Here is a 22,840-nt window from a genome sequence, read left to right on the forward strand (position 1 = left end):
CTTAAGCCGTTAAATACTTTTGTCTTTTTGCTTATTTCTTCGCCAGTTCCTGGTTTATCATCCAGAGCTCCCGGCGTTCTTCGCTGCTCAAACCGTGTGTGCGCTCGCGAGCAATCAACTCTTCCTGGCGCAGCTCGAGCATCGAATCAAACATATGGTTGAGTGAGTCGGTGAACGTTTTTTCTGCAATGTCCTTATCTGCTATATCGTCCCACATCGACAATTTTTCAAGGGTAGCGGCCTCTTTTGTGCCGCGATAATGTTCTAAAAGTTGTCCGGTGGTCAGACCTGGCTGAGACAAACATGTGTTGACCAGTTCTGAAAATAAGCCAAGTCCGGGCAATTTTTCGTGGTTCAAACCCGCCAGCGATGGCACTTGCGGGGCAAGTTCGGGGTTTTGGACCAGTAACCCTATCAGTATACGCATGGTTGTGCGTTTTAGCTGAGGCGCGGGGCGAACCGTGCCGTTTTCAGCCTGTTTTGGCATTAAACGTTCAAGCTGGCTGTCATCCAGAATGCCGAGCTTGTTGCCTAACTCCTGACGCAGATAGATGCGCAGCGTTTCGCCGGGCACCTGGCTGATTAACGGCAGCGCCAGCGTGCTGAGCTGCGCGCGCCCGTCAGGGGTACTTAAATCAACCTGCGGCATCAGGCTGTTAAACAAGAACGTGGAGAGCGGCTGAGCCTGCTCCATCCGCGCTTCAAACGCCGCTTTGCCCTCTTTACGCACCAGCGTATCCGGGTCTTCACCGTCGGGCAGGAACATAAAGCGTAACTGCCGCCCGTCGGTCATATAAGGTAGCGCAGTTTCCAGCGCACGCCAGGCGGCATCGCGCCCTGCGCGGTCACCGTCGTAGCAGCAGATGACGTTGTTGGTCACCCGAAACAGCAACTGAATATGATCGGCTGTGGTGGACGTGCCCAACGAGGCCACCGCGTAATTGATGTCATACTGCGCCAGCGCAACGACATCCATATACCCTTCGACGACGAGAAGGCGCGGAGGTTCCGCATTTGCCTGCTGCGCCTCATAAAGGCCGTAAAGCTGGCGGCCCTTATGGAAAATGTCGGTTTCCGGGGAGTTGAGGTACTTGGGCAGGGCATCACCCAGCACGCGACCACCAAACCCAATCACCCGGCCACGCTTGTCGCGGATCGGGAACATCACCCGTTCGCGGAAGCGGTCGTAGCTTCGTCCCTGGTCGTTGGTGACCAGCATACCTGCGTCGATCAACGATTTACGATCTTCGCTATTGCCGCCAAAACGCTTTAACACGTTGTCCCAGCCGGGCGGGGCGTAACCAATAGCGAAACGCGCAATGACATCGTCGCTCAGTCCGCGCTTGTTCAGATACTGACGCGCAGGCTCAGCCGCAGAGTGCTTAAGAGACTGTTGGTAAAACGAATTCAGGCCATCCATCAGTTGATACAGCGTTTGACGCTGATGGCGCTCTATCTGGCTTGGTCCACTGCCCGCTTCATACGGCACTTCAAGGTTGTGCATCGCCGCCAGCTCTTCGACGGTTTCAACGAACTCGAGCTTGTCGTAGTTCATTAAAAAATCGACGGCATTACCGTGTGCGCCACAGCCGAAGCAATGGTAAAACTGCTTTTCACCGTTGACGGTGAAGGAGGGGGTTTTTTCGTTATGGAAAGGACAGCACGCATGGTAGTTCTTGCCCTGCTTTTTCAGCTTTACCCGCGCGTCGATAAGATCGACGATGTCGGTTCTTGCCAGCAGGTCATTGATGAAAACGCGTGGGATTCGTCCGGCCATATGCCCCAAAAGTTTTTAGCAACTCATAAACGAAAACAAGCCGCGCATTCCTTCCGGAAGCACGGCCTTACGACTATTACTCTGTCTGTCAATTGAGGACTGTCGCCCTCAACGGATTAGTACAGACGAGTACGGCGTGCGTTTTCGCGAGCCAGTTTCTTCGCGTGACGTTTCACTGCAGAAGCTTTAGCGCGCTTACGTTCAGTCGTTGGTTTTTCATAGAACTCACGACGACGAACTTCAGCCAGAACACCTGCTTTCTCGCATGAACGTTTGAAGCGACGCAGTGCTACGTCGAACGGCTCGTTTTCACGTACTTTAATTACCGGCATGTAACTCTCACCTTTGATAAATTCGGTTTGCCGCTGGCATCAACGCCAGCTTATTTCAAAATGGTGCGGAATTTTACTGCAAATGCTGCTGCTTTGTAAAGCACCGACGCGTTTTTGAAAGGGACTTTTATAAGGGGGAAGAGTATACACGAGCGGATGTCCTGGGGCGAACAAAGTTTTACATCAACCCGCCCAGGCTCTACACTGCGCGGTACTGAAACGAGGTAAAACAAGTCATGCGTGTACTGGGTATTGAAACATCCTGCGATGAAACCGGCATCGCCATTTACGACGACGAAAAAGGGCTTCTGGCCAACCAACTGTATAGTCAGGTGAAATTGCATGCTGACTACGGCGGCGTCGTGCCTGAACTGGCCTCTCGTGACCACGTGCGTAAAACGGTTCCCCTGATTCAGGCGGCGCTGAAAGAGGCCGGATTGAGCTCAACTGATATTGATGCCGTCGCCTACACGGCAGGCCCGGGTCTGGTCGGCGCGCTGCTGGTCGGTGCGACGGTGGGCCGTTCCCTGGCCTTCGCGTGGGATGTTCCTGCCATTCCGGTTCACCATATGGAAGGGCATCTTCTGGCACCGATGCTGGAAGAGAATCCGCCCGAATTCCCGTTTGTGGCGCTGCTGGTCTCCGGCGGCCATACCCAGCTGATTAGCGTGACGGGTATTGGCAAGTATGAGCTGCTGGGCGAGTCGATTGATGACGCCGCCGGAGAAGCCTTCGACAAAACCGCTAAGCTGCTGGGTCTGGATTACCCGGGCGGCCCGATGCTCTCGAAAATGGCGTCGCAGGGCACGGAAGGGCGTTTTGTCTTCCCGCGTCCGATGACCGATCGTCCGGGGCTGGATTTCAGCTTCTCCGGCCTGAAAACCTTCGCCGCCAATACCATCCGCAATAACGATGACAGCGAGCAGACCCGTGCTGACATCGCTCGCGCATTCGAAGATGCGGTGGTCGATACGCTGATGATCAAGTGTAAACGCGCGCTGGATCAGACCGGCTTTAAGCGCCTGGTGATGGCGGGTGGCGTCAGCGCTAACCGTACGCTGCGTGCGAAGCTGGCGGAGATGATGCAAAAACGTCGTGGGGAAGTGTTTTATGCGCGCCCGGAATTCTGTACCGATAACGGGGCGATGATCGCCTACGCCGGGATGGTGCGCCTGAATGCTGGCGCAACGGCGGATCTGAGCGTCTCCGTACGTCCACGCTGGCCGCTGGCGGAATTACCTGCAGCCTGAGTCGTTATCCCGGATGTCAGAAAACAATCTCAAACATCCGGGTTCTCGCAAGCAGGTAGTAAAGCTGACAATCATTTTTTACCTGCAGTTTCTCCATTGCCCGTATTTTATGTGCGCTGACGGTTTTGATGCTTAAGTGCATCTGACGCGAAACATCCGTCAGGTTTCCCCATTTACAGAGTAAACGCAGCACTTCAATTTCTCGGGCTGAAAGCGACGCCTCGCTTTGAAGAAACCCTTTCACTAGCGTGGGCTCTATATAAACTTCATCTTTCATCACGCACGCGAGCGCATCCTGTAATGTCTTCTCGCTTATGGTGTGACTAATATAGGCCTTCGCACCTGCCTCTATCGCCATGCGAATAAGCTGTGGGCTTTTATACGACGCCACCAGGACAATCTTTAGCGCGGGGTATTTCTGGCTAAGCCCTTTAACCAGTTCCAGCCCGCTTACCTCCCCAGCGCGGCCTAAGGTCTGTGAGGTGTTGAGCGTATAACCAAGCAGCAGGATTTCTGGCGTTGTCTGCGTCAGTAACGTGAACAGCGCGTGTGTCGACCCGGCTTCTCCTGCCAGCAAATAGGCTGGAGCTGCATCGGAATTGCCAATACCCTCAAGCATTGCGTGAATGCCCCGACGAATCAGAGGATGCTCATCGGCTATGACAATCTTTATTAACATCGCAATCTCCAGTGTAAAAGAGGGATAGTGTACAAACCGCTCGCGGATATTGATTGTCCTTTAAAAGATATTTTAATTTTAAAATATTCGCGAATGCTTCTCGTTGAAATCTCAAAATAGTATTGAGGATATTTTTATTCTTTTTGTTTATTGACATGCGATCGTAAATGTTTCTGATTGAAGAATATCGCTATGCAGAATTGTCTTATTAATTAAAAGAGTTCTCTAATAGTTCCTGTTGGCATTTTAATTTATTTTTGAAAATGAAAATCTACTCTCCATGTCATAAAGGAATATTGACAAAAATGAAAAAAAGTATCTTATCAATATTAGTCTGTGCAGCCATTACCTGCACTGCGTATGCGCAAACCGGACCATCCGTACAACAGGAACAACCGCAGGTGCTGCAGGGCGTTTCGTATGATGCCATTGTCGTTAAGCTCAAGCCAGGAAAAGCCAAAACCTATCAGCTGAAACTTCATGATCCCGCTTTGGTTGCCACCCGTATGTATCATGCGGAGAACCTAAGTAGTGAACGTGCCGCCGAACTGGCCAAACTGAACGAGCGCTATGGTTTTGATCGCTATCTGCGTATTACTTTGCCTGCGGACAAAAAGCAGGATCGAAACTATATCGAGAATATTATTACCGCGCTTGAACAGAATCAGGATGTCGAGTCTGTTTCTCCAGAAGCGTTGCCCGTATTTCAAGAAACTGAGCAGACTTCGGCTAAACTGAAGTCAACGGTAAATAATAATCTCGGTGCGGTATCAGTACCCGATTTTCGCGATCAGCAGGATTATTTAAAAGCCCCTACAGATAAGCGTGTGGGTTATTATATGGGTGGGGTAAACCGCGACAGTGTAAATCAGTATAAAGGCAATGAAGGTGAAGACATCACCATTGTTTCCTCTGAAAACTGCGGCTGGAATACTAACCATGTGAATTTACCGCCAATGGCGTTCGTGAAGGGGCCCAATGAGGTTACCTGCAGTGAACGGGAACATAATACAGCTTCTGTCGGGATCCTCGCTGCGCGGGATATTGGCAGCGGCGTTCGTGGGTTAAGTGATAAAAGTAAGATAGGTTATGCGGCCTGGCCGGCATCCAACCTCTATAACGTTATTCCACTATTAAAAGCGGGGGATGTTGTCTCGCTAAACATGCAGACCTACGGCGGTGAAATCGCAGGAACCTGTACCAAAAATTGTTATATCCCCATTGAATGGCTGGACAGTTACTATAACGTCATTAAGGCGCTGACCGATAAAGGCGTGTTTGTTATTACCTCCGCAGCCAACGGAAACATCAACCTGGATTCGCCAGCCTTTAACGGCAAGTGGGATCTTAACGTCCGGGATTCCGGTGCGATTATCGCCGGGGCATTCTGCTCAAAAGACGGTAAAAAAGCGAGTTTTAGCACCTACGGTTCGCGCGTGACCAGCTCCTCAAGGGGGTGTAATGATGTCACCACAACCGGCTATGGCAACCTCTATAACAGGACTAATGCAACCTATACCAGCACTTTTGGCGGGACATCGTCAGCCACGCCAATTGTGGCGGGCGTAGTGGCCAGCCTGTCGGGCATTGCCAAAGCTCACGGAATTACGGTCACGCCGCGGCAGATGCGTCAAATTCTTGCTGAAACGGGTACGCCGATCGCTAACGGTGACTCTGCGAAAGTGGGTACGCAGCCCGATATGGAGCGCGCGGTCGCCCGCATTCTGGCGCTAAAAGATGGGGGAGATATGACGATCCCAGCCCCAACCGCTGCGGCAGGCGCGGATTACACCATGGTTTCCCCGACCACGGGCGTGAGCACCTACCCGCTGGACGGCAGCAAGAGCCTGAATGCCAAATCGTATAACTGGAGCGTGACAAAAGGGGCGGAAACTTTCTCGCTGGAGGCGAACCTGAACGGCACGCTGGTGAAGAGCGTGGATAGCGCGCATGCCTATGCCGTTATTCCTGCCAACAGCGAGGGAGAAGCGGTCTTCACGCTGACCACAACCGGCGCGGATGGCCGGACCGCGACGGACAGCATGACCATTAAGGTCACTAAGCCGGCGGTACCCGCGAAAGACGACACCCCGGCAAAAGACGATACGCCGGTAAAACCTGCCGCACCGGCCTATAACGCCAAAATCGCTTATCCGACCAAATGCACCAAAGTCTCTTACAACGGTAAAATTTGGTTCAACCAGTGGTATGTCAACCCGGGTCAGGAAACCCCGGGAACCGGCGGCCAGTGGGGCGCGTGGCGCGAGCAAGGTTCTTCCAGTAACAGCTGTAAATAACCCTCACGGCCTGGCATTGCGCCAGGCCTTTTTTCAGATCCGCAGCATCCCTTTCTCTTCCAGAAACGCAATAATCGTTGCCAGACCGTCACCCGCCTTCAGGTTGGTAAAGGTCCACGGACGCTCGCCACGCATGCGGTTGGTGTCGCGCGCCATCACCTCCAGCGAGGCACCCACGTACGGCGCGAGATCGGTTTTGTTGATCACCAGAAAATCGGATTTGGTGATCCCTGGCCCGCCCTTGCGCGGGATCTTCTCCCCTTCGGCGACGTCGATCACGTAGATCGTCAGATCCGCCAGCTCCGGGCTGAAGGTCGCGCTCAGGTTATCGCCGCCGCTTTCGACGAAGATCAGATCCAGATTGCCGAACTTCTCGCTGAGCGCTTCCACCGCGGCCAGGTTCATCGAGGCATCTTCGCGAATGGCGGTGTGCGGGCAGCCACCCGTCTCTACGCCCACAATGCGATCCGGCTCAAGTGCGCCCGCTTCGGTCAGAATGCGTTGATCCTCTTTGGTGTAAATATCGTTCGTCACTACCGCCAGATGATACGTGTCGCGCATCGCCTTGCAGAGCGCTTCCAGCAGCGCGGTTTTGCCCGAACCGACCGGGCCGCCCACGCCAACGCGCAGGGGATGTTTGTAATCAGCCATGTTGCATCCTCAGGAACGGAATAACCGTGAATATTGTGTTTCGTGGCGGGCAGAGGCGATGGCGGAAAGTGGCGTCGCCGCGCCCAGCGCCTCATCGTCACGTAAAAATGCCTGTTCAAACCCGGCGGCAAAATGGTCGCTGAGTTCGATAATCAGCTGCTGTGCGGCCTGTTGCCCAAACGGTACCAGTTTGAGGCCGGCCATTACCGCGCTCTCAATCCAGCTGTAGCCCAGACTCAGGGCCAGCTCGTGCGCACTAATACCCCAACGCACGCCAAGCCACGCCATGCCGCTGAGCTGGCTTTGCATAAACAGAGGCTGCCAGGGGGGCGGGCAGTCCGGCTCCCAGCTTTTGATGAGCCGCGTAAAGGCGGCGCCGCGATTGCGTTCTTCTTCCCGCAGTTCACGGGTTTCCCGGCAGGCGAGCAGGTATGACGTCCAGCGTTTTGCTGCCGCCAGATCGCCCTCTTCACAGGCCCGGTAGAGCCGGGCAAAAAGCGGCAGGTCGACGCAGAAAAAGCTCTGCTCCATCTGCAGGGTTTGCCAGTTTTTGAACGCCTCTGCGTCGGTAACCCAGCCTGTCTCGACGGCCCACTCCAGCCCCTGCGACCAGGTAAACGACCCGACCGGCAGGCTGCTACTGGAGAGCTGCATCAGACGCAGCCGCTGGCGGGCGAGGTCCATCAGCTCATCAGCGCCAGCAGGGCAGAGACGATAAGCCCACCGCCAAAGGTTTTACGCAGTCCGTCGTGGCGGCGCAGCAGTAACCCGGCGGCGAAGCTGGCGCAAAGCACCGTGGCGCTGGCCAGCATAAAGCCGCTGGTGAAGAGCCAGAAGCTGTGGCCGGACATCTCCACCCCGTGCGCCCAGCCGTGGAACATTGCCAGGGCAGGCACCGCCAGCAGCAGACGATTTTCAGTTTTAAACATCATCACGCCGCACACACCCAGCGAGGCGATAATCAGCATCTCCATGCCGCTAAAGCCGCCGAGCAGGCTGCCCGCAATGGCACCGACGAGCATCATCCCGAGGGTGGCAAAAGGTAGCAGCAGCTTGCGGCCGCTCAGCGCGGAGAGCACGCCCGCACCGGCAAGCATCAGCAGGTGATCGAGTCCGGTCAGCGGGTGGAAAAAACCAGCATGGAAGCTGTCGGCACCGTGTCCCGGATGTGCCAGCGCAGGCAGGGAAAAGGCCAGCAGTAACAGGGGTAAGTACTTACGCATGATTAATCCTTAATGTGAATGAGCGTGAGAGTGGCTATGGCTGTGGGCCTCGCTGGTGTAGGCCCCCGATTCAGGTTCAAACGGCAGGCTGGCGAAGGTTACCGCCAGCCCAAACTGGCGCAGCATGTCGTCGAGGACGTGATCGTGGTGATAGCGCAACTCGCCGGGCATGATTTGCAGCGGCACGTGGCGGTTGCCCAGGTGATAGCAGGCACGGGCGAGGAGGAACGGATCGTCGCAGCGCACCACGGAGACGGACTCCGGGGCGGCAATCACTTCGATGACTTCGCTGCCGTCTTCGTTACAGAGCAGGTCGCCGCCGCGCAACAGTAAACCGCGCGGCAGCATGAGCCCGGCTTCGCGCCCGTCGTTCAGCGCCACGCGGGCGCGGCTTTTCACCCGCACGTCAATCGGCAGCGTGACGCTGGCGGTAATCGGATGCGCATGGTCCAGGCGTTGGGTTAAATAGATCATCATCACTCCTCAAAACAGGAAATAGCGTTGCGCCATCGGCAGAACGTCAGCCGGTTCGCTGGTTATCAGTTCGCCGTCGACGCGCACTTCATAGGTTTGCGAATCGACGGTGATATTTGGCTGCAGGCCGTTGTGGATCATGTCGGCTTTTTTCACCGTCCGGCAGCCTTTGACCACCGCTGTGGCGCTCTGCAGGTTGAGCTGTTGTGCCATTCCCAGCGCGTCAGCAGCCTGCGAGACAAACGTCAGCCGGGTGGCGTGGCGTGCGGCACCCAGCGCACCAAACATAGGGCGGTAGTGGACCGGTTGCGGCGTGGGAATCGAGGCGTTGATATCGCCCATCGGCGCGCAGGCGATCATCCCGCCCTTGACGATGGTGGCAGGTTTCACGCCAAAGAACGCCGGGGACCAGACCACTAAATCCGCCAGCTTACCCGCTTCGATGGAGCCCACTTCATGGGCGATACCGTGCGTCAGCGCCGGGTTAATGGTGTATTTGGCGATGTAGCGCTTCACGCGAAAGTTGTCGTTATCGCCAGTCTCTTCCGGCAGTGCGCCGCGCTGCACCTTCATGCGGTGCGCCACCTGCCAGGTGCGGAGAATCACTTCGCCCACGCGGCCCATCGCCTGGGAATCAGAGGAGGTCAGCGAGAATGCGCCGATATCGTGCAGCACATCTTCCGCAGCGATGGTTTCCCGGCGAATACGCGATTCGGCAAAAGCCACATCCTCGGCGATATCCGGGTCGAGGTGGTGGCAGACCATCAGCATATCGAGATGTTCATCGATGGTATTGACCGTATAGGGCAGGGTCGGGTTGGTGGAGGAGGGCAGAATATTCGGGTGCGCACAGGCGGTAATAATATCCGGCGCGTGGCCGCCACCGGCCCCTTCCGTGTGGAAGGTATGGATGGTGCGCCCACCGATGGCCGCCAGCGTGTCTTCGACGAAACCGGATTCGTTCAGCGTGTCGCTGTGCAGCGCCACCTGAATATCCATCTCTTCCGCCACCTCCAGCGAGCAGTTGATGGCCGCAGGCGTTGCGCCCCAGTCTTCGTGGATCTTCAGCCCGATGGCCCCGGCGGCTATCTGCTCGCGCAGGGCATCCGGGTTAGAACCGTTGCCTTTACCCAGCAGGCCGATATTCACCGGCAGGGTATCTGCAGCCTGCAGCATGCGGGCGATATACCACGGCCCCGGCGTGCAGGTGGTGGCGTTGGTCCCTGCCGCGGGACCTGTACCGCCGCCGATCATCGTCGTGACGCCGGAAACCAGTGCCTCTTCGGCCTGCTGCGGGCAGATCCAGTGGATATGAGTGTCGATCCCGCCAGCGGTAACGATCTTCCCTTCGGCGGCGATCGCTTCCGTGGCGGCACCGATCGGGATCGTCACCCCGGGCTGAATGTCCGGGTTACCGGCTTTGCCAACGGCGAAGATCCGCCCGTTCTTCACGCCGATATCCGCTTTCACGATCCCCCAGTGATCGACAATCAACGCGTTAGTCAGCACCAGATCCACGCAGTCATCCGCGGTCATCTGCCCCTGGCCCATACCGTCGCGGATCACTTTCCCGCCGCCGAATTTGACCTCTTCGCCGTAGACGGTGAGATCGTTTTCGACTTCGATCCACAGCTCGCTGTCGGCTAAACGCACTTTATCGCCGGTGGTGGGGCCGAACATATCGGCATAAGCCTGGCGCGAAATCTCAGCCATTTTTCACTTCTCCCATCACGTCACCCCGGAAACCGAAAATGCGTTGCGCCCCGGTGACCTTCACCAGCGTCACTTCGCGCTTCTGGCCGGGTTCGAACCGCACCGCGGTGCCTGCCGGGATATTCAGTCGAAAGCCCCGGGTGGCTTCCCGGTCAAATTTCAGCGCCGGATTCACCTCGTAAAAGTGATAGTGCGACCCTACCTGGATAGGTCGGTCGCCGTGGTTTTCGACGATGATAAGCCGGGTTTCTCGCCCGACGTTGAGGGCAATATTGCCGGACTGGATCTGGTATTCGCCTGGGATCATCACGCGCTCCTTACACGATCGGGTTATGCACGGTGACGAGTTTTGACCCGTCCGGGAAGGTGGCTTCCACCTGAATATCCGGGATCATCTCCGGTACGCCTTCCATCACCTGGTCACGCGTTAGGACGTGACGGCCCGCTTCCATCAGCGAGGCGACGGTTTCGCCATCGCGCGCGCCTTCCATAATGAAGGCGCTGATCAGCGCGACCGATTCCGGGTAATTGAGCTTTACCCCGCGCGCAAGGCGGCGTTCGGCAACCAGCGCGGCGGTGAACAGCAACAGCTTGTCTTTTTCTCTGGGGGTCAGTTCCATAACGTTTCTCTTATGTCTGCCAGATACGCGGCGAACAGGCGGTTTTGGTGGTGAGAAGCGGGCGAAGCGACTGCCAGATATCACGCATCACCCGCTGGCAAATCAGATTGTTGTGGGAGAGAAAACGCACCGACAGCAGATCGTCAGTGAGCGTCGCCCCGGCAAAGGTATTCAGTGGTGCGAGCAGCTCACGCGCCGTGTCGAGGTGCGTTTCTCCGGCCGGATAGAACAGCAGCGTGCCAAGCCACGGCAGCCCGGCAACAGGGGTAAGATCGCCGTCGCTGATATGCTGACGCTCAATCAGACGTGGCTCGTCATCCACCCAGACCTCAAGGCGGCTCTCCAGCGTGCCGTGGCTGAAGGTCTCGCCGATCACCGGGCGACCCAGACAGTACAGCTCCCACGCCAGCAGCGTGCTGGAGGTCTTCAGGTGGAAGACGGAGCGCAGCGCGGCACTGGCGCCGGGAAAGATAATGGTGTCCTGCGGCAGCCACTCCAGCGTGGACGCCTCATCGAGATAAAAGTGCTGGTTAAGGCGGGCCTGTGGGCCGCTGCTGCGATAGAACTTACTGGCGCCGGGCATGGTGATAAGCGCGTGGCTATTGGCGTCCAGACTTACGGTAATATCCAGCCTGTCACCGCCCACCACACCACCCGGCGGGTGCAGCAGATAAAGGTGGCAGGTTTCCCCTTCGGGGTAGAACGGACGCTGTACCGTGAGCGGCCCGACGTGGTGCGCGGCATGGAGGAGGGTTTTCTCAGGCGTGTGGCAAAACCGCAGGTCAAGCGAGGCCTGCCAGCCTTTGTACGAACTATCAGTGACCTGAGTTGCTAACATGGTGCTTCCATTCGCGCGCCCGGGAGATACGTTTCAGTATGCCCTGGCGGAAATGAAGGCTGTCATATGAGTCGCTTATGGATGGGGCCTGTATTTTGGGGCTGCGGTGGAAGGGTTCCGTTCACTATAGCTTTTCTGCTTTATGGGTATCCCGCTGCGGTGAACGTGTTAAGGGGGCTCCCGCCGCCCCCTTAACAATCCCGGCTCCCGGCAAAGAAAATCGCCGCTGCGCGGTCCCTTCGGCTTATTCCCTCCGGCTATCGGGTCGGGCGTGATCCTACATCCATGTAGGTCACGCCCTCTTGGCGCATCCATGCGCCTCGCCCCGGCCTGCGGTCAACGCCTCAGCGATTTTCAGCCGGATCAGGCGTTTCCTCAACCTTCTCAGCAGTTTGAATGTGGCACGGGTGTTGAGTCCCCGCTGAAATCGGCGAACCGGAGACCGGATGACAAGGGCTGGACGCCAGGGATGGCGGCCAGAGGCGAATCGAGACAGGATGTCGAGTTGAGCCGACCGCAGGCAGCGGGTCGTGAGGTGAGCGCAGTGCGAAGCACCGATTTCGTCGCGGGGCCGCGGGGATTGATAAGGGGGCCGCGGTGGCCCCCTTATCACGTTCACGGGTTCCGGAACGTCATATTCTGTTGGTCATAAAGTGAACGGAACAATTCCACTAAAAGTAAATAAAACCCTACCGCGTCTCTCTCTTCTTCCGCTTTAACCGCGCCCAGATTTTGGTCTCCTGACGTCGCCACAGACGCTGAATATTATCGTGATGACGCAGCAGGATAAGGCAGGAGAGCATCGACACCGGGAAGGTGAACTGGGGTTTAAACCACCAGACATAGAACGGGGCAATCAGCGCGCTGACAATGGCGCCCAGCGACGAATAGCCGCTCAGAAGAATAGTCAGCAGCCAGGTGCCTGCCATCACGCCGGTGAGATCCCAGCCGATGGGCGCGATGGCACCAAAGGCCGTCGCGACGCCTTTGCCGCCTTTAAAACCGAAGAATACGGGCCAGATGTGGCCGACACAGGCGGCGATGGCAATAAGCCCCAGCCAGAACGGGGTCACGCCCAGCGCATACGCGCCCCAGACGGGTAACATCCCTTTCAGAACGTCAAAAATCAAAACCGCTACGGCTGCTCCCTTGCCGCCAATTCGTAGTACATTGGTCGCTCCCGGATTCCCGGAGCCACTTTCGCGCGGGTCAGGTAACCCGGCAATGCGGCAGACCAGAATGGCGCTGGAGATTGAGCCGCAAAGGTAGGCGAGGAGAATCATTCCAGGCGCGATTGCACTCATAACGCTGTTCCGTTTTGAAAATGTATCTGTATTCTCAGCATCTGTGGATAATACGCATAATTCACCGGAAGTGGTATCCGGTTTAGCCAAAAAGCAGGCAGGTCGTGATGGATATTGTATTTATAGAGCAACTTTCGGTAATCACCACTATTGGTGTTTACGACTGGGAACAGACCATCGAGCAGAAGCTGGTGTTCGATATCGAAATGGGCTGGGATAACCGCAAGTCGGCAAAAAGTGACGACGTGAATGACTGTCTGAGCTATGCCGACATCAGTGAAACGGTCATCGCCCACGTTGAAGGGCAGCGTTTTGCGCTGGTGGAGCGCGTTGCGGAAGAGGTGGCAGAGTTACTGCTGACCAAATTCAACTCGCCGTGGGTGCGCATTAAGCTGAGTAAGCCGGGCGCGGTGGCGCGTGCCGCCAATGTAGGGGTCATCATTGAGCGTGGCACAAATCTGAAAGGAAAGATTTAACGTCATAATAGCTAAACCATTTTAGGTTATATCGGTCTTAAAGCTGTATCTTTCACGGTAGCTGTTGGGGCGACCGTTTTTTTTATATTTTTTTAGGGGTTTATAGATGAGCGATATGCACTCGCTGCTGGTGGCGGCAATTCTGGGTGTGGTCGAAGGATTGACGGAGTTTTTGCCGGTTTCCAGTACGGGCCATATGATTATTGTTGGCCACCTGCTGGGCTTTGAAGGCGATACCGCAAAGACGTTCGAGGTGGTCATTCAGTTGGGATCCATTCTGGCTGTGGTCGTGATGTTCTGGCGTCGTCTGTTTGGGCTGATCGGCATCCACTTCGGGCGTTTGCCACAGCGTGAAGGAGAGAGCAAGGGCCGCCTGACGCTGATTCATATCCTGCTCGGGATGATCCCGGCGGTGGTGCTGGGGCTGGTTTTCCACGACACCATCAAATCGCTGTTTAACCCGATTAACGTGATGTACGCGCTGGTGGTCGGTGGTTTCCTGCTGATTGCGGCGGAAGTGCTGAAGCCAAAAACGCCGCGCGCAGAAGGTCTGGACGATATGACGTATCGCCAGGCCTTTATCATTGGCTGCTTCCAGTGTCTGGCGCTGTGGCCGGGCTTCTCCCGTTCAGGAGCAACGATTTCCGGCGGGATGCTGATGGGTGTAAGCCGTTACGCGGCATCTGAGTTCTCGTTCCTGCTGGCGGTGCCGATGATGATGGGCGCCACCGCGCTGGACCTCTACAAAAGCATTGGTTTTCTCACCACGGGCGATATTCCGATGTTCGCCGTGGGCTTTATCACCGCCTTTATCGTGGCGCTGATTGCCATTAAAACCTTCCTGCAACTGATTAAGCGTATCTCGTTTATCCCGTTCGCGATCTACCGCTTTATCGTCGCGGCTGCGGTTTACGTGGTCTTCTTCTGACCGGCTGCCCTCAGTCTTTTGGCTGAGGGCAATGCTTTTCCTTCCACTCTGATACCGCCTGAATCCGCCGTTTCGTCAGCTCTTCGCGAATTTCCGGGCCTTTAAATCCTGCTTCGACGACCTCTTTGGTTGGCACGGCTTTGGCCACCTCCCACGCGGCGCGCAGCAAACGCCCCTGCGGATAGTCGCACGCTTCGAACCCGGTGCGCCCGCGCACGTCAGCCTCGCTGGTGAGCGCGATCTGCTCGACGCGCTGGGGTTTACGCCAGGCGTCGATGTTATCGAACAGCTTAACGATGGTGGCCGGTTTCAGGATCGGGAAGGTGTGGATAAGGTCGTGGAATTCGGCCACCAGTTTCGCCAGATCGCGGATCTCGTTCGGCACCCGCAGGCGCTGGCACAGCCCCTCGACCAGCTTCACCCCAGCCGGGCCGTGCCCGTGGTGACGAGGCCAGAACTCTTTTGGCGTTAAGCCTTTACCGAGATCGTGGCACAGCGTCGAGAAGCGCACGTCCACCTCCGGGCTGAGCATGGCCGCCATACTGAGCGTCATCAGGGTGTGCACACCAGTGTCGATTTCCGGGTGCCATTTCGCCGGGGCGGGTACACCAAACAACGCGTCTATCTCCGGGAACAGCACCTTCAGGGCGCCGCAGTCGCGCAGCACCTGGAAAAAGACCTGTGGATTGCGGGTGGTGAGGGCGTTCTCCGTCTCTTTCCAGACGCGCTCTGGCGTCAGGTGTTCAAGCTCACCCGCCTCGGTCATGGCGGTCATCAGCGCCATCGTCTCATCGGCAATACGGAAACTGAGATGGGCGTAACGTGCGGCAAAGCGCGCCACGCGCAGCACCCGGAGCGGATCTTCCGAAAACGCCGGGGAGATGTGACGTAAAAGACGGTTGCGCAGATCGTCCTGGCCGCCATAAGCATCAACGATCTGGCCGTTCTCGTCCTGCGCCAGCGCGTTGATGGTGAGATCGCGACGCAGGAGATCCTGCTCCAGCGTGACGTCGGGCGCGGCATAGCAAGTGAAGCCGGTATAGCCGGAACCGGATTTACGCTCCGTACGCGCCAGGGCGTACTCTTCCCGGCTTTGCGGATGGAGAAACACAGGAAAATCACGGCCTACCTGCTGGTAGCCCGCGTTAAGCATCTCTTCGGGGGTGGCGCCTACCACCACCCAGTCTTTATCTTTGACCGGCAGACCTAACAACGCATCACGTACCGCACCACCGACCAGATAACTCTTCACGCCCTACACTCCCGTTTTCTCTTTTGGCAAGATAATACGTAAGTCTGGCAGAGAAGACGAATTAGTTCATCCAGCGGTCTTTACGTTTACGGCTTGGGATCAGGTGTGGCAGAACAAGACCCAGCACCAGGCCGACGCCCAGCACGCCGCCGCCATACATAAACCACTGCATGATGATGGTGCGCTGTTTGTCATCGAGCTGCAGATTAGCGGCATTCACCTTCTTCTGCGCCACAATCAGCTCATTTTTCAGTTTCTGGTTCTCTTCTTTCAGACCGTTAATCACGCTGTCGCTCTGCGCGACTTTCTGCTGCATTTCAGCGGTGCGCTGGTTCCAGGTACCGTCAATGTTGTTCAGCTTGTCGGTGAGGGTTTTCACCTGGTTTTCCAGATCCGGCACGCGGGTGCGCAGGCTTGGCACGGTGCTCAGCTCTTTCAGGGGGATCCAGGAGGTACGGCCGGAACTGTCGCGAACCTGACCATAATTGGTCTCGGTGTTGGTCTGTAACAGGGTGACTTCCTCGCCGGCATTTACCGTACCCACGAGGCGATAATTATCTCCGGGGCCGCTACGTACCCAGGTGTTCAGTTCGTCAGAAACGTAACGCTTTTCTTCAGCGTGGACCGCAGTCGCGGCGCTAAAAGCGAGTAAAGTAAGTCCAATCAGGCGTAATTTAAGCATATCAGTCGTTATTTTCATAAATAGTGGAACGATAGTAGTGGCATCAGTGTCTCTACGCAAAGGATTCGTCATCAATCAGAATCATCTGTGTCCCGATCGCCGCCACTGCAAACTTTTTACGCCCGTCAAATTGCTCATTGCGTGGCAATTTGGCGCAAAATACTATGTACTGACAAACAAATGGCGAGGAAGTTCGCCTTCATCGACGCGTCTGTGACGCACGCAAAAGTACAAGGCTATGGCACAAGAGATCGAATTAAAGTTTATCGTCGAAAAAGACAGCGTTGACGCGCTCCGCCAGCATCTGCAAACGCTGTCCGGCGAACACCATGAACCCGTACAGCTGCTCAATATCTATTACGAAACGCCGGACAACTGGCTGCGTCGTCATGATATGGGCTTGCGCATCCGCGGCGCGAACGGGCGCTACGAGATGACGATGAAAATCGCCGGTCGCGTTGTGGGCGGTTTGCATCAGCGCCCCGAATACAATATCGACATCAATCAGCCAGAACTTGAGCTGGAACGTTTTCCGGCAGAAGTGTGGCCAAACGGCGAACTGCCATCCACCCTGGCAGCTGAGGTGCAGCCGCTCTTCAGCACCGATTTCTGGCGCGAGAAATGGCTGGTAACGGAAGGCAAAAGCCGCATTGAAATCGCCCTTGATTTGGGCGAGGTGAAAGCGGGGGAATACCAGGAGCCAATTTGCGAACTGGAGCTTGAACTGCTGGAAGGCGAGACGAACGATGTGCTGAAGCTGGCGCGTAAGCTAGTGAGTCAGTCAGGCTTACGTCAGGGCAGCCTCAGCAAAGCCGCCCGCGGATATCATCTGGCCGCCGGCAATGCGCCACGGGCGCTGAAAGAGACCCCTGTGTTACGCGTAGCCCCAAAAGCCAGCGTTGAGCAGGGCATGGAGGCGGCTCTGGAGCTGGCGCTTTCGCAGTGGCAGTACCACGAAGAGCTCTGGGTGCGTAATGTGAAAAACGCAAAAGCCCACGTCCTGGCCGCCATCGGTCTGGTTCGTCATACTCTGATGCTGTTTGGCGGCATCGTGCCTCGCAAAGCAAGTGCTCACTTACGCGATCTGCTGACGCAAACTGAAGCGCTGATGCTCTCTGATGTGTCTGCGCAAACGGCGATCTACAGCCCGCAAACCGCGGCCGCCAAACTGGCGCTGACCGAGTTTCTGGTGACGCGCGGCTGGCGCACTTTCCTGGACGCGAAAGCCCAGACAAAAATCGCAGAAAACTTTAAACGTTTCGCGGATATCCACCTCTCCCGCCATGCCGCAGAGCTGAAAACCACCTTTGCTTATCCGCTGGGTGACCAGTACGGCGACCAGCTGATCCGTCTGACGCGCAACATCGACTGCATGCTACTGCTGTCGGGTGCCTATGATGACGTCAAAACGCAGGCATGGCTGGAAAACTGGCAGGGGCTGAAACATGCCATCGAAACCCGTCAGCATATTGAGATTGAGCATTTCCGCAACGAGGCCATTTCGCAGGAGCCATTCTGGCTGCACAGCGGAAAACGTTAACTCTGGCAAGGAACCCCTATAATGCCGCTTTCTTCGCAGTTACAGCAGCAGTGGCAGACCGTTTGCGAACGTCTGCCTGAGTCATTACCGGCGTCATCGTTAAGCGAGCAGGCAAAGTGCGTGCTCACGTTCAGTGATTTTGTGCAGGAAAGTATTACTACTAACCCGGACTGGCTGGTGGAGCTTGAAAACGCCCCGCCGCAGGCTGACGAGTGGCGGCATTATGCAGGCTGGCTGCAAAGCGCGCTGGCTGAGGTGGCGGATGAAGCCACGCTGATGCGCGTTTTGCGCCAGTTTCGCCGCCGGGTGATGGTGCGCATTGCCTGGGCGCAGGCGCTTGAGCTGGTCAGCGAAGAGAGCACGCTCCAGCAGTTGAGCGAGCTGGCGCAGACGCTGATTGTCGCTGCGCGAGACTGGCTTTACGCCGCCTGCTGTAAAGAGTGGGGCACGCCGTGCAGCGAGGAAGGGGTTCCTCAGCCGCTGTTGATTCTGGGGATGGGCAAGCTGGGTGGCTGCGAGCTGAACTTCTCCTCCGATATCGACCTGATTTTTGCCTGGCCGGAGAACGGCTCCACGCGCGGAGGCCGTCGTGAACTGGACAATGCCCAGTTCTTCACCCGTCTTGGCCAGCGTCTGATCAAGGCGCTGGATCAGCCGACGCAGGACGGTTTTGTCTATCGCGTGGATATGCGTCTGCGTCCGTTTGGCGACAGCGGCCCGCTGGTGCTGAGCTTTGCGGCGCTGGAAGATTACTACCAGGAGCAGGGGCGCGACTGGGAGCGTTACGCGATGGTCAAAGCGCGGATCATGGGTGACAGCGACGACGCTTACGCCAACGAGCTACGCGCCATGCTGCGCCCGTTTGTGTTCCGTCGCTATATCGACTTCAGCGTGATCCAGTCCCTGCGTAACATGAAAGGGATGATCGCCCGTGAGGTACGCCGTCGTGGGCTGAAAGATAACATTAAGCTCGGCGCGGGTGGCATTCGTGAAATCGAGTTTATTGTCCAGGTCTTCCAGCTTATCCGCGGTGGTCGCGAGCCGTCGCTGCAATCCCGCTCGTTGCTTCCGACGCTGTCGGCGATTGAGCAACTCCATCTCCTGCCAGAGGGGGACGCGCAAACCCTGCGTGAGGCATACCTGTTCCTGCGTCGTCTGGAAAATCTCCTGCAAAGCATCAATGACGAGCAAACCCAGACCCTGCCGGGGGATGACCTGAACCGGGCACGTCTGGCCTGGGGCATGCGCGTGGACGACTGGGCCGCATTGACCGAACGGCTGGAGGCGCATATGGCAGGCGTGCGCCGTATCTTTAACGAGCTGATTGGCGATGATGAAAGCGAATCGCAGGACGATACGCTCTCTGAACACTGGCGTGAACTGTGGCAGGATGCCCTGCAGGAAGATGACACCACGCCCGTGCTGGCGCACCTGAGCGACGACGATCGCCATCGGGTGGTGGCGCTGATCGCCGATTTCCGCCTCGAACTCAACAAGCGTGCCATTGGTCCGCGTGGTCGCCAGGTGCTGGATCACCTGATGCCGCACCTGCTGAGCGATGTCTGTTCCCGTGCCGACGCCCCGGTGCCGCTTTCCCGCATGATGCCGCTGCTGAGCGGCATCATTACGCGTACCACCTATCTTGAACTGCTGAGCGAATTCCCGGGGGCGCTGAAGCACCTGATTACGCTCTGCGCGGCGTCACCGATGGTGGCCAACAAGCTGGCGCGTTACCCGCTGCTGCTGGATGAACTGCTCGATCCCAATACCCTCTATCAGCCGACGGCGACCGATGCCTACCGCGATGAGCTGCGCCAGTATCTGCTGCGCGTGCCGGAAGAAGATGAAGAGCAGCAGCTGGAGGCGCTGCGCCAGTTCAAACAGGCCCAGATGCTGCGCGTCGCGGCGGCGGATATTGCCGAAACGCTGCCGGTGATGAAAGTGAGCGATCACTTAACCTGGCTGGCGGAAGCGATCATCGATGCGGTGGTGCATCAGGCGTGGATCCAGATGGTGGCGCGTTACGGTCAGCCAAAACATCTTGCTGAACGAGAAGGCCGCGGTTTTGCCGTGGTGGGCTACGGCAAGCTCGGCGGGTGGGAGCTGGGATACAGCTCCGATCTGGATTTAATCTTCCTGCACGACTGCCCGGCAGACGTGATGACCGACGGCGAGCGAGAAATTGACGGACGCCAGTTCTATCTGCGTCTGGCTCAGCGCATTATGCACCTGTTCAGCACCCGCACGTCATCGGGGATTCTGTACGAAGTGGATGCCCGTCTGCGCCCGTCCGGCGCGGCTGGTATGCTGGTGACCTCAACGGAATCCTTCGCCGATTATCAGAAAAACGAAGCCTGGACGTGGGAGCATCAGGCGCTGGTGCGCGCCCGCGTGGTGTATGGCGATCCGCAGTTAAAAACGCAGTTTGATGCCATTCGTAAAGCGGTGATGACCACCCCGCGTGAAGGCAGTAAGTTGCAGACCGAAGTGCGCGAAATGCGTGAAAAAATGCGTGCGCATCTGGGCAATAAACACCGCGATCGGTTTGATATTAAAGCCGATGAGGGTGGCATTACCGACATTGAGTTTATCACCCAGTATCTGGTGCTCCTGCACGCGCATGACAAGCCGAAGCTGACCCGCTGGTCGGATAATGTGCGCATTCTGGAGCTGCTTGCGCAAAACGACATCATGGATGAGCAGGAAGCGCTGGCCTTAACCCGCGCCTACACCACGCTGCGCGATGAGTTGCACCACCTCGCCTTGCAGGAACAGCCGGGCCACGTGGCGCTCGACTGCTTTACCCATGAACGCGACCAGGTGAAAGCGAGCTGGCAGAAGTGGCTGGTGGAACCGTGCGTAACAAAACAAGTGTGATATCATCGCGCGCAAATTGTGAATCTTTCTGGAGTCAGGAATGAAAGTAACACTGCCAGAGTTTGAACGTGCTGGAGTTATGGTTGTCGGCGATGTGATGCTGGATCGCTACTGGTATGGGCCGACCAGCCGTATCTCCCCGGAAGCACCGGTACCGGTCGTTAAGGTCGATACCATTGAAGAGCGTCCTGGCGGCGCGGCAAACGTGGCGATGAACATTGCTTCTCTGGGCGCGCATTCGCGTCTGGTGGGCCTCACCGGTATCGACGATGCGGCGCGCGCGCTGAGCAAGTCGCTGGCGGACGTGAACGTGAAGTGCGATTTCGTTTCTGTTCCGACGCACCCGACCATTACCAAGCTGCGCGTGTTGTCGCGTAACCAGCAGCTGATCCGCCTCGACTTTGAAGAAGGGTTTGAGGGTGTGGATCCTGAGCCGCTGCACGAGCGCATTAATCAGGCGCTGGGCAATATCGGCGCGCTGGTACTGTCTGATTACGCCAAAGGGGCACTGGCAAGCGTACAACAGATGATCCAGCTGGCGCGTAAAGCCAATGTGCCGGTACTGATCGATCCGAAAGGCACTGACTTTGAGCGCTATCGCGGCGCAACGCTGCTGACGCCAAATCTCTCTGAGTTTGAAGCGGTGGCGGGCAAGTGCAAGTCGGAGGCGGAGATCGTCGAGCGCGGTATGAAGATCATCGCTGACTTCGAGCTGTCTGCACTGCTGGTGACCCGCTCCGAGCAGGGAATGACGCTGCTGCAGCCGGGCAAGGCGCCGCTGCATATGCCAACCCAGGCGCAGGAAGTGTATGACGTGACGGGTGCCGGTGATACGGTGATTGGCGTACTGGCGGCAACGCTGGCGGCGGGTAACTCCCTCGAAGAAGCGTGCTACTTCGCGAACGCCGCGGCGGGCGTGGTTGTCGGTAAACTTGGGACCTCTACCGTTTCGCCAATTGAACTGGAAAACGCCGTGCGCGGGCGCGCCGATACCGGTTTTGGCGTCATGACGGAAGAAGAGCTGAAAGTGGCCGTTGCCGCTGCGCGTAAACGCGGTGAGAAAGTGGTGATGACCAATGGCGTGTTCGACATTCTGCACGCGGGCCATGTCTCTTATCTGGCGAATGCACGCAAGCTGGGCGATCGTCTGATTGTGGCAGTGAACAGCGATGCCTCGACCAAACGTCTGAAGGGCGAAACGCGTCCGGTGAATCCGCTGGAGCAGCGTATGATTGTGCTCGGCGCGCTGGAAGCGGTGGACTGGGTGGTGCCGTTTGAAGAAGACACGCCTCAGCGCCTGATTGCAGGCATTCTGCCGGATCTGCTGGTGAAAGGCGGCGACTATAAACCGGAGCAAATCGCGGGCAGCGAAGAGGTCTGGGCCAACGGCGGTGAAGTGATGGTGCTCAACTTTGAGGACGGGTGTTCAACCACCAACATCATCAAGAAGATCCAGAAAGACAGTCAGTAAAAAAAACGGGCCAGTTGGCCCGTTTTTTTTACCCTCTCCCCGTGGGAGAGGGCTAGGGTGAGGGCACAACAGGCCGCACTTACTCCTGGTCATCCACAGGTGGAATCGCCGGTGCGGGTTTCACTTCCGCTGGCGTATTCCGGTTTTCCAGCTCGGTAAGACGCTGTTCCAGCAGCGCCAGCTTTTCACGGGTGCGCAGCAGAACCTGTGTCTGCACGTCAAACTCTTCGCGGCTCACTAAATCAAGGCGAACCAACTGCGCCTGCAGCGTCTGGCGGATTTTCTTCTCAACGTCATCACCAAATTCACGAATGCCTTTTGGCATGGACTCATGAACCTGACGCGCAATTTGCTCAATTTTCTTCGGGTCAATCATAGTGGCTTCCCTTGATAAGACGGTGTTGATGAACATTGTAGCGCGTCATGCTCCAGGATAAAGCAGATTTGTTTGAAGCT

The 22,840-nt window shown here is 56.9% G+C and carries 22 protein-coding genes; 7 read left to right on the forward strand and 15 right to left on the reverse strand.

Annotation, left to right across the window (positions count from 1 at the left end):
- Positions 1 to 31 precede the first annotated feature (31 nt).
- Both dnaG and rpsU read right to left on the reverse strand, forming a co-directional pair.
- Positions 32 to 1,777, reverse strand: coding sequence for a DNA primase (gene dnaG, locus PUZ33_RS04630; protein ID WP_014833324.1), 1,746 nt, complete (start codon positions 1,775 to 1,777; stop codon positions 32 to 34).
- A 116-nt stretch (positions 1,778 to 1,893) separates the two neighbouring features.
- The gene (rpsU, locus tag PUZ33_RS04635; protein ID WP_001144069.1) at positions 1,894 to 2,109 is read right to left on the reverse strand and encodes a 30S ribosomal protein S21; all 216 of its coding nucleotides are present in this window, start codon (positions 2,107 to 2,109) and stop codon (positions 1,894 to 1,896) included.
- Between the two features lie 236 nt (positions 2,110 to 2,345).
- Between rpsU and tsaD the strand changes: the two genes are divergently transcribed.
- Positions 2,346 to 3,359 carry a tRNA (adenosine(37)-N6)-threonylcarbamoyltransferase complex transferase subunit TsaD gene (gene tsaD, locus PUZ33_RS04640; RefSeq protein WP_023620527.1) on the forward strand — a complete coding sequence of 338 codons (1,014 nt, stop codon included), beginning with the start codon at positions 2,346 to 2,348 and terminating at the stop codon, positions 3,357 to 3,359.
- A gap of 16 nt (positions 3,360 to 3,375) precedes the next feature.
- On the opposite strand, the gene PUZ33_RS04645 is transcribed toward tsaD, so the two are convergent.
- Positions 3,376 to 4,038, reverse strand: a complete 663-nt coding sequence (locus PUZ33_RS04645; RefSeq protein WP_023620526.1) for a LuxR C-terminal-related transcriptional regulator — start codon at positions 4,036 to 4,038, stop codon at positions 3,376 to 3,378.
- A gap of 305 nt (positions 4,039 to 4,343) precedes the next feature.
- Between PUZ33_RS04645 and PUZ33_RS04650 the strand changes: the two genes are divergently transcribed.
- Positions 4,344 to 6,335, forward strand: a complete 1,992-nt coding sequence (locus PUZ33_RS04650) for a S8 family peptidase (protein ID WP_058680848.1) — start codon at positions 4,344 to 4,346, stop codon at positions 6,333 to 6,335.
- Positions 6,336 to 6,368: 33 nt separating this feature from the next.
- Here the strand turns inward: PUZ33_RS04650 and ureG are convergent, their stop codons facing one another.
- The 9 genes from ureG to plsY all read right to left on the reverse strand — a co-directional run bounded on the left by ureG (position 6,369) and on the right by plsY (position 13,158).
- Positions 6,369 to 6,986 carry an urease accessory protein UreG gene (gene ureG, locus PUZ33_RS04655; RefSeq protein WP_058680849.1) on the reverse strand — a complete coding sequence of 206 codons (618 nt, stop codon included), beginning with the start codon at positions 6,984 to 6,986 and terminating at the stop codon, positions 6,369 to 6,371.
- Positions 6,987 to 6,995: 9 nt separating this feature from the next.
- Positions 6,996 to 7,670 (reverse strand): urease accessory protein UreF, encoded by a 675-nt coding sequence (locus tag PUZ33_RS04660; RefSeq protein ID WP_058680850.1) that lies wholly within the window; start codon positions 7,668 to 7,670, stop codon positions 6,996 to 6,998.
- A complete protein-coding gene (locus PUZ33_RS04665; protein WP_020689458.1) occupies positions 7,670 to 8,209 on the reverse strand; it encodes a HupE/UreJ family protein in 540 nt (179 codons plus the stop codon). Before PUZ33_RS04665 ends, PUZ33_RS04660 begins: the two co-directional genes overlap by 1 nt.
- A 9-nt stretch (positions 8,210 to 8,218) precedes the next feature.
- The gene (ureE, locus tag PUZ33_RS04670; protein ID WP_058680851.1) at positions 8,219 to 8,683 is read right to left on the reverse strand and encodes an urease accessory protein UreE; all 465 of its coding nucleotides are present in this window, start codon (positions 8,681 to 8,683) and stop codon (positions 8,219 to 8,221) included.
- Positions 8,684 to 8,692: 9 nt separating this feature from the next.
- Positions 8,693 to 10,396: an urease subunit alpha gene (gene ureC, locus PUZ33_RS04675; protein ID WP_058680852.1), complete on the reverse strand. Its 1,704-nt coding sequence runs from the start codon at positions 10,394 to 10,396 to the stop codon at positions 8,693 to 8,695.
- Positions 10,389 to 10,703, reverse strand: a complete 315-nt coding sequence (locus PUZ33_RS04680) for an urease subunit beta (RefSeq protein ID WP_013098767.1) — start codon at positions 10,701 to 10,703, stop codon at positions 10,389 to 10,391. The genes ureC and PUZ33_RS04680 overlap by 8 nt, the downstream gene beginning before the upstream one ends.
- Positions 10,704 to 10,713: 10 nt before the next feature.
- Complete coding sequence (locus tag PUZ33_RS04685; protein WP_003862556.1) at positions 10,714 to 11,016, reverse strand: urease subunit gamma; 303 nt, start codon at positions 11,014 to 11,016, stop codon at positions 10,714 to 10,716.
- Positions 11,017 to 11,026: 10 nt separating this feature from the next.
- Positions 11,027 to 11,854 (reverse strand): urease accessory protein UreD, encoded by an 828-nt coding sequence (locus PUZ33_RS04690; protein WP_058680853.1) that lies wholly within the window; start codon positions 11,852 to 11,854, stop codon positions 11,027 to 11,029.
- 689 nt (positions 11,855 to 12,543) lie between these two features.
- Entirely contained in the window at positions 12,544 to 13,158 is a 615-nt protein-coding gene (gene plsY, locus PUZ33_RS04695) for a glycerol-3-phosphate 1-O-acyltransferase PlsY (protein ID WP_013098765.1), read from the reverse strand.
- A 107-nt stretch (positions 13,159 to 13,265) separates the two neighbouring features.
- Here plsY and folB point away from each other — a divergent pair, with 107 nt between their 5' ends.
- A complete protein-coding gene (gene folB, locus PUZ33_RS04700; protein WP_013098764.1) occupies positions 13,266 to 13,634 on the forward strand; it encodes a bifunctional dihydroneopterin aldolase/7,8-dihydroneopterin epimerase in 369 nt (122 codons plus the stop codon).
- 106 nt (positions 13,635 to 13,740) lie between these two features.
- Complete coding sequence (gene bacA / locus PUZ33_RS04705; RefSeq protein WP_014833310.1) at positions 13,741 to 14,562, forward strand: undecaprenyl-diphosphate phosphatase; 822 nt, start codon at positions 13,741 to 13,743, stop codon at positions 14,560 to 14,562.
- Between the two features lie 10 nt (positions 14,563 to 14,572).
- Here the strand turns inward: bacA and PUZ33_RS04710 are convergent, their stop codons facing one another.
- Together PUZ33_RS04710 and PUZ33_RS04715 are read right to left on the reverse strand one after the other, a co-directional pair.
- Complete coding sequence (locus PUZ33_RS04710) at positions 14,573 to 15,814, reverse strand: multifunctional CCA addition/repair protein (RefSeq protein ID WP_023620520.1); 1,242 nt, start codon at positions 15,812 to 15,814, stop codon at positions 14,573 to 14,575.
- 61 nt (positions 15,815 to 15,875) lie between these two features.
- Positions 15,876 to 16,496 carry a TIGR04211 family SH3 domain-containing protein gene (locus PUZ33_RS04715; RefSeq protein ID WP_013098761.1) on the reverse strand — a complete coding sequence of 207 codons (621 nt, stop codon included), beginning with the start codon at positions 16,494 to 16,496 and terminating at the stop codon, positions 15,876 to 15,878.
- A gap of 238 nt (positions 16,497 to 16,734) precedes the next feature.
- Here PUZ33_RS04715 and PUZ33_RS04720 point away from each other — a divergent pair, with 238 nt between their 5' ends.
- The 3 genes from PUZ33_RS04720 to hldE are packed head-to-tail and all read left to right on the forward strand — an operon-like array spanning position 16,735 to position 22,384.
- On the forward strand, positions 16,735 to 18,036 hold the full coding sequence (locus PUZ33_RS04720) for a CYTH domain-containing protein (protein ID WP_029883051.1): 1,302 nt from the start codon (positions 16,735 to 16,737) through the stop codon (positions 18,034 to 18,036).
- An 18-nt stretch (positions 18,037 to 18,054) separates the two neighbouring features.
- Positions 18,055 to 20,913 carry a bifunctional [glutamate--ammonia ligase]-adenylyl-L-tyrosine phosphorylase/[glutamate--ammonia-ligase] adenylyltransferase gene (gene glnE, locus PUZ33_RS04725; RefSeq protein ID WP_114078616.1) on the forward strand — a complete coding sequence of 953 codons (2,859 nt, stop codon included), beginning with the start codon at positions 18,055 to 18,057 and terminating at the stop codon, positions 20,911 to 20,913.
- Positions 20,914 to 20,953: 40 nt separating this feature from the next.
- On the forward strand, positions 20,954 to 22,384 hold the full coding sequence (gene hldE / locus PUZ33_RS04730; protein ID WP_013098758.1) for a bifunctional D-glycero-beta-D-manno-heptose-7-phosphate kinase/D-glycero-beta-D-manno-heptose 1-phosphate adenylyltransferase HldE: 1,431 nt from the start codon (positions 20,954 to 20,956) through the stop codon (positions 22,382 to 22,384).
- Positions 22,385 to 22,463: 79 nt separating this feature from the next.
- Here hldE and ubiK read toward each other — a convergent pair whose 3' ends face one another.
- Positions 22,464 to 22,760, reverse strand: coding sequence for a ubiquinone biosynthesis accessory factor UbiK (ubiK, locus tag PUZ33_RS04735; RefSeq protein WP_014833304.1), 297 nt, complete (start codon positions 22,758 to 22,760; stop codon positions 22,464 to 22,466).
- Positions 22,761 to 22,840 lie beyond the last annotated feature (80 nt).

It is taken from the genome of Enterobacter cloacae complex sp. 2022EL-00981 (assembly GCF_028737495.1).
Taxonomy (GTDB): domain Bacteria; phylum Pseudomonadota; class Gammaproteobacteria; order Enterobacterales; family Enterobacteriaceae; genus Enterobacter; species Enterobacter cloacae.

Excerpts from the sequence above, each read along its gene's own strand:
- dnaG (WP_014833324.1), bottom strand. The coding sequence starts at position 1,777 with ATGGCCGGACGAATCCCACGCGTTTTCATCAATGACCTGCTGGCAAGA.
- rpsU (WP_001144069.1), bottom strand. The coding sequence starts at position 2,109 with ATGCCGGTAATTAAAGTACGTGAAAACGAGCCGTTCGACGTAGCACTG.
- tsaD (WP_023620527.1), top strand. The coding sequence starts at position 2,346 with ATGCGTGTACTGGGTATTGAAACATCCTGCGATGAAACCGGCATCGCC.
- PUZ33_RS04645 (WP_023620526.1), bottom strand. The coding sequence starts at position 4,038 with ATGTTAATAAAGATTGTCATAGCCGATGAGCATCCTCTGATTCGTCGG.
- PUZ33_RS04650 (WP_058680848.1), top strand. The coding sequence starts at position 4,344 with ATGAAAAAAAGTATCTTATCAATATTAGTCTGTGCAGCCATTACCTGC.
- ureG (WP_058680849.1), bottom strand. The coding sequence starts at position 6,986 with ATGGCTGATTACAAACATCCCCTGCGCGTTGGCGTGGGCGGCCCGGTC.
- PUZ33_RS04660 (WP_058680850.1), bottom strand. The coding sequence starts at position 7,670 with ATGGACCTCGCCCGCCAGCGGCTGCGTCTGATGCAGCTCTCCAGTAGC.
- PUZ33_RS04665 (WP_020689458.1), bottom strand. The coding sequence starts at position 8,209 with ATGCGTAAGTACTTACCCCTGTTACTGCTGGCCTTTTCCCTGCCTGCG.
- ureE (WP_058680851.1), bottom strand. The coding sequence starts at position 8,683 with ATGATCTATTTAACCCAACGCCTGGACCATGCGCATCCGATTACCGCC.
- ureC (WP_058680852.1), bottom strand. The coding sequence starts at position 10,396 with ATGGCTGAGATTTCGCGCCAGGCTTATGCCGATATGTTCGGCCCCACC.
- PUZ33_RS04680 (WP_013098767.1), bottom strand. The coding sequence starts at position 10,703 with ATGATCCCAGGCGAATACCAGATCCAGTCCGGCAATATTGCCCTCAAC.
- PUZ33_RS04685 (WP_003862556.1), bottom strand. The coding sequence starts at position 11,016 with ATGGAACTGACCCCCAGAGAAAAAGACAAGCTGTTGCTGTTCACCGCC.
- PUZ33_RS04690 (WP_058680853.1), bottom strand. The coding sequence starts at position 11,854 with ATGTTAGCAACTCAGGTCACTGATAGTTCGTACAAAGGCTGGCAGGCC.
- plsY (WP_013098765.1), bottom strand. The coding sequence starts at position 13,158 with ATGAGTGCAATCGCGCCTGGAATGATTCTCCTCGCCTACCTTTGCGGC.
- folB (WP_013098764.1), top strand. The coding sequence starts at position 13,266 with ATGGATATTGTATTTATAGAGCAACTTTCGGTAATCACCACTATTGGT.
- bacA (WP_014833310.1), top strand. The coding sequence starts at position 13,741 with ATGAGCGATATGCACTCGCTGCTGGTGGCGGCAATTCTGGGTGTGGTC.
- PUZ33_RS04715 (WP_013098761.1), bottom strand. The coding sequence starts at position 16,496 with ATGCTTAAATTACGCCTGATTGGACTTACTTTACTCGCTTTTAGCGCC.
- PUZ33_RS04720 (WP_029883051.1), top strand. The coding sequence starts at position 16,735 with ATGGCACAAGAGATCGAATTAAAGTTTATCGTCGAAAAAGACAGCGTT.
- hldE (WP_013098758.1), top strand. The coding sequence starts at position 20,954 with ATGAAAGTAACACTGCCAGAGTTTGAACGTGCTGGAGTTATGGTTGTC.
- ubiK (WP_014833304.1), bottom strand. The coding sequence starts at position 22,760 with ATGATTGACCCGAAGAAAATTGAGCAAATTGCGCGTCAGGTTCATGAG.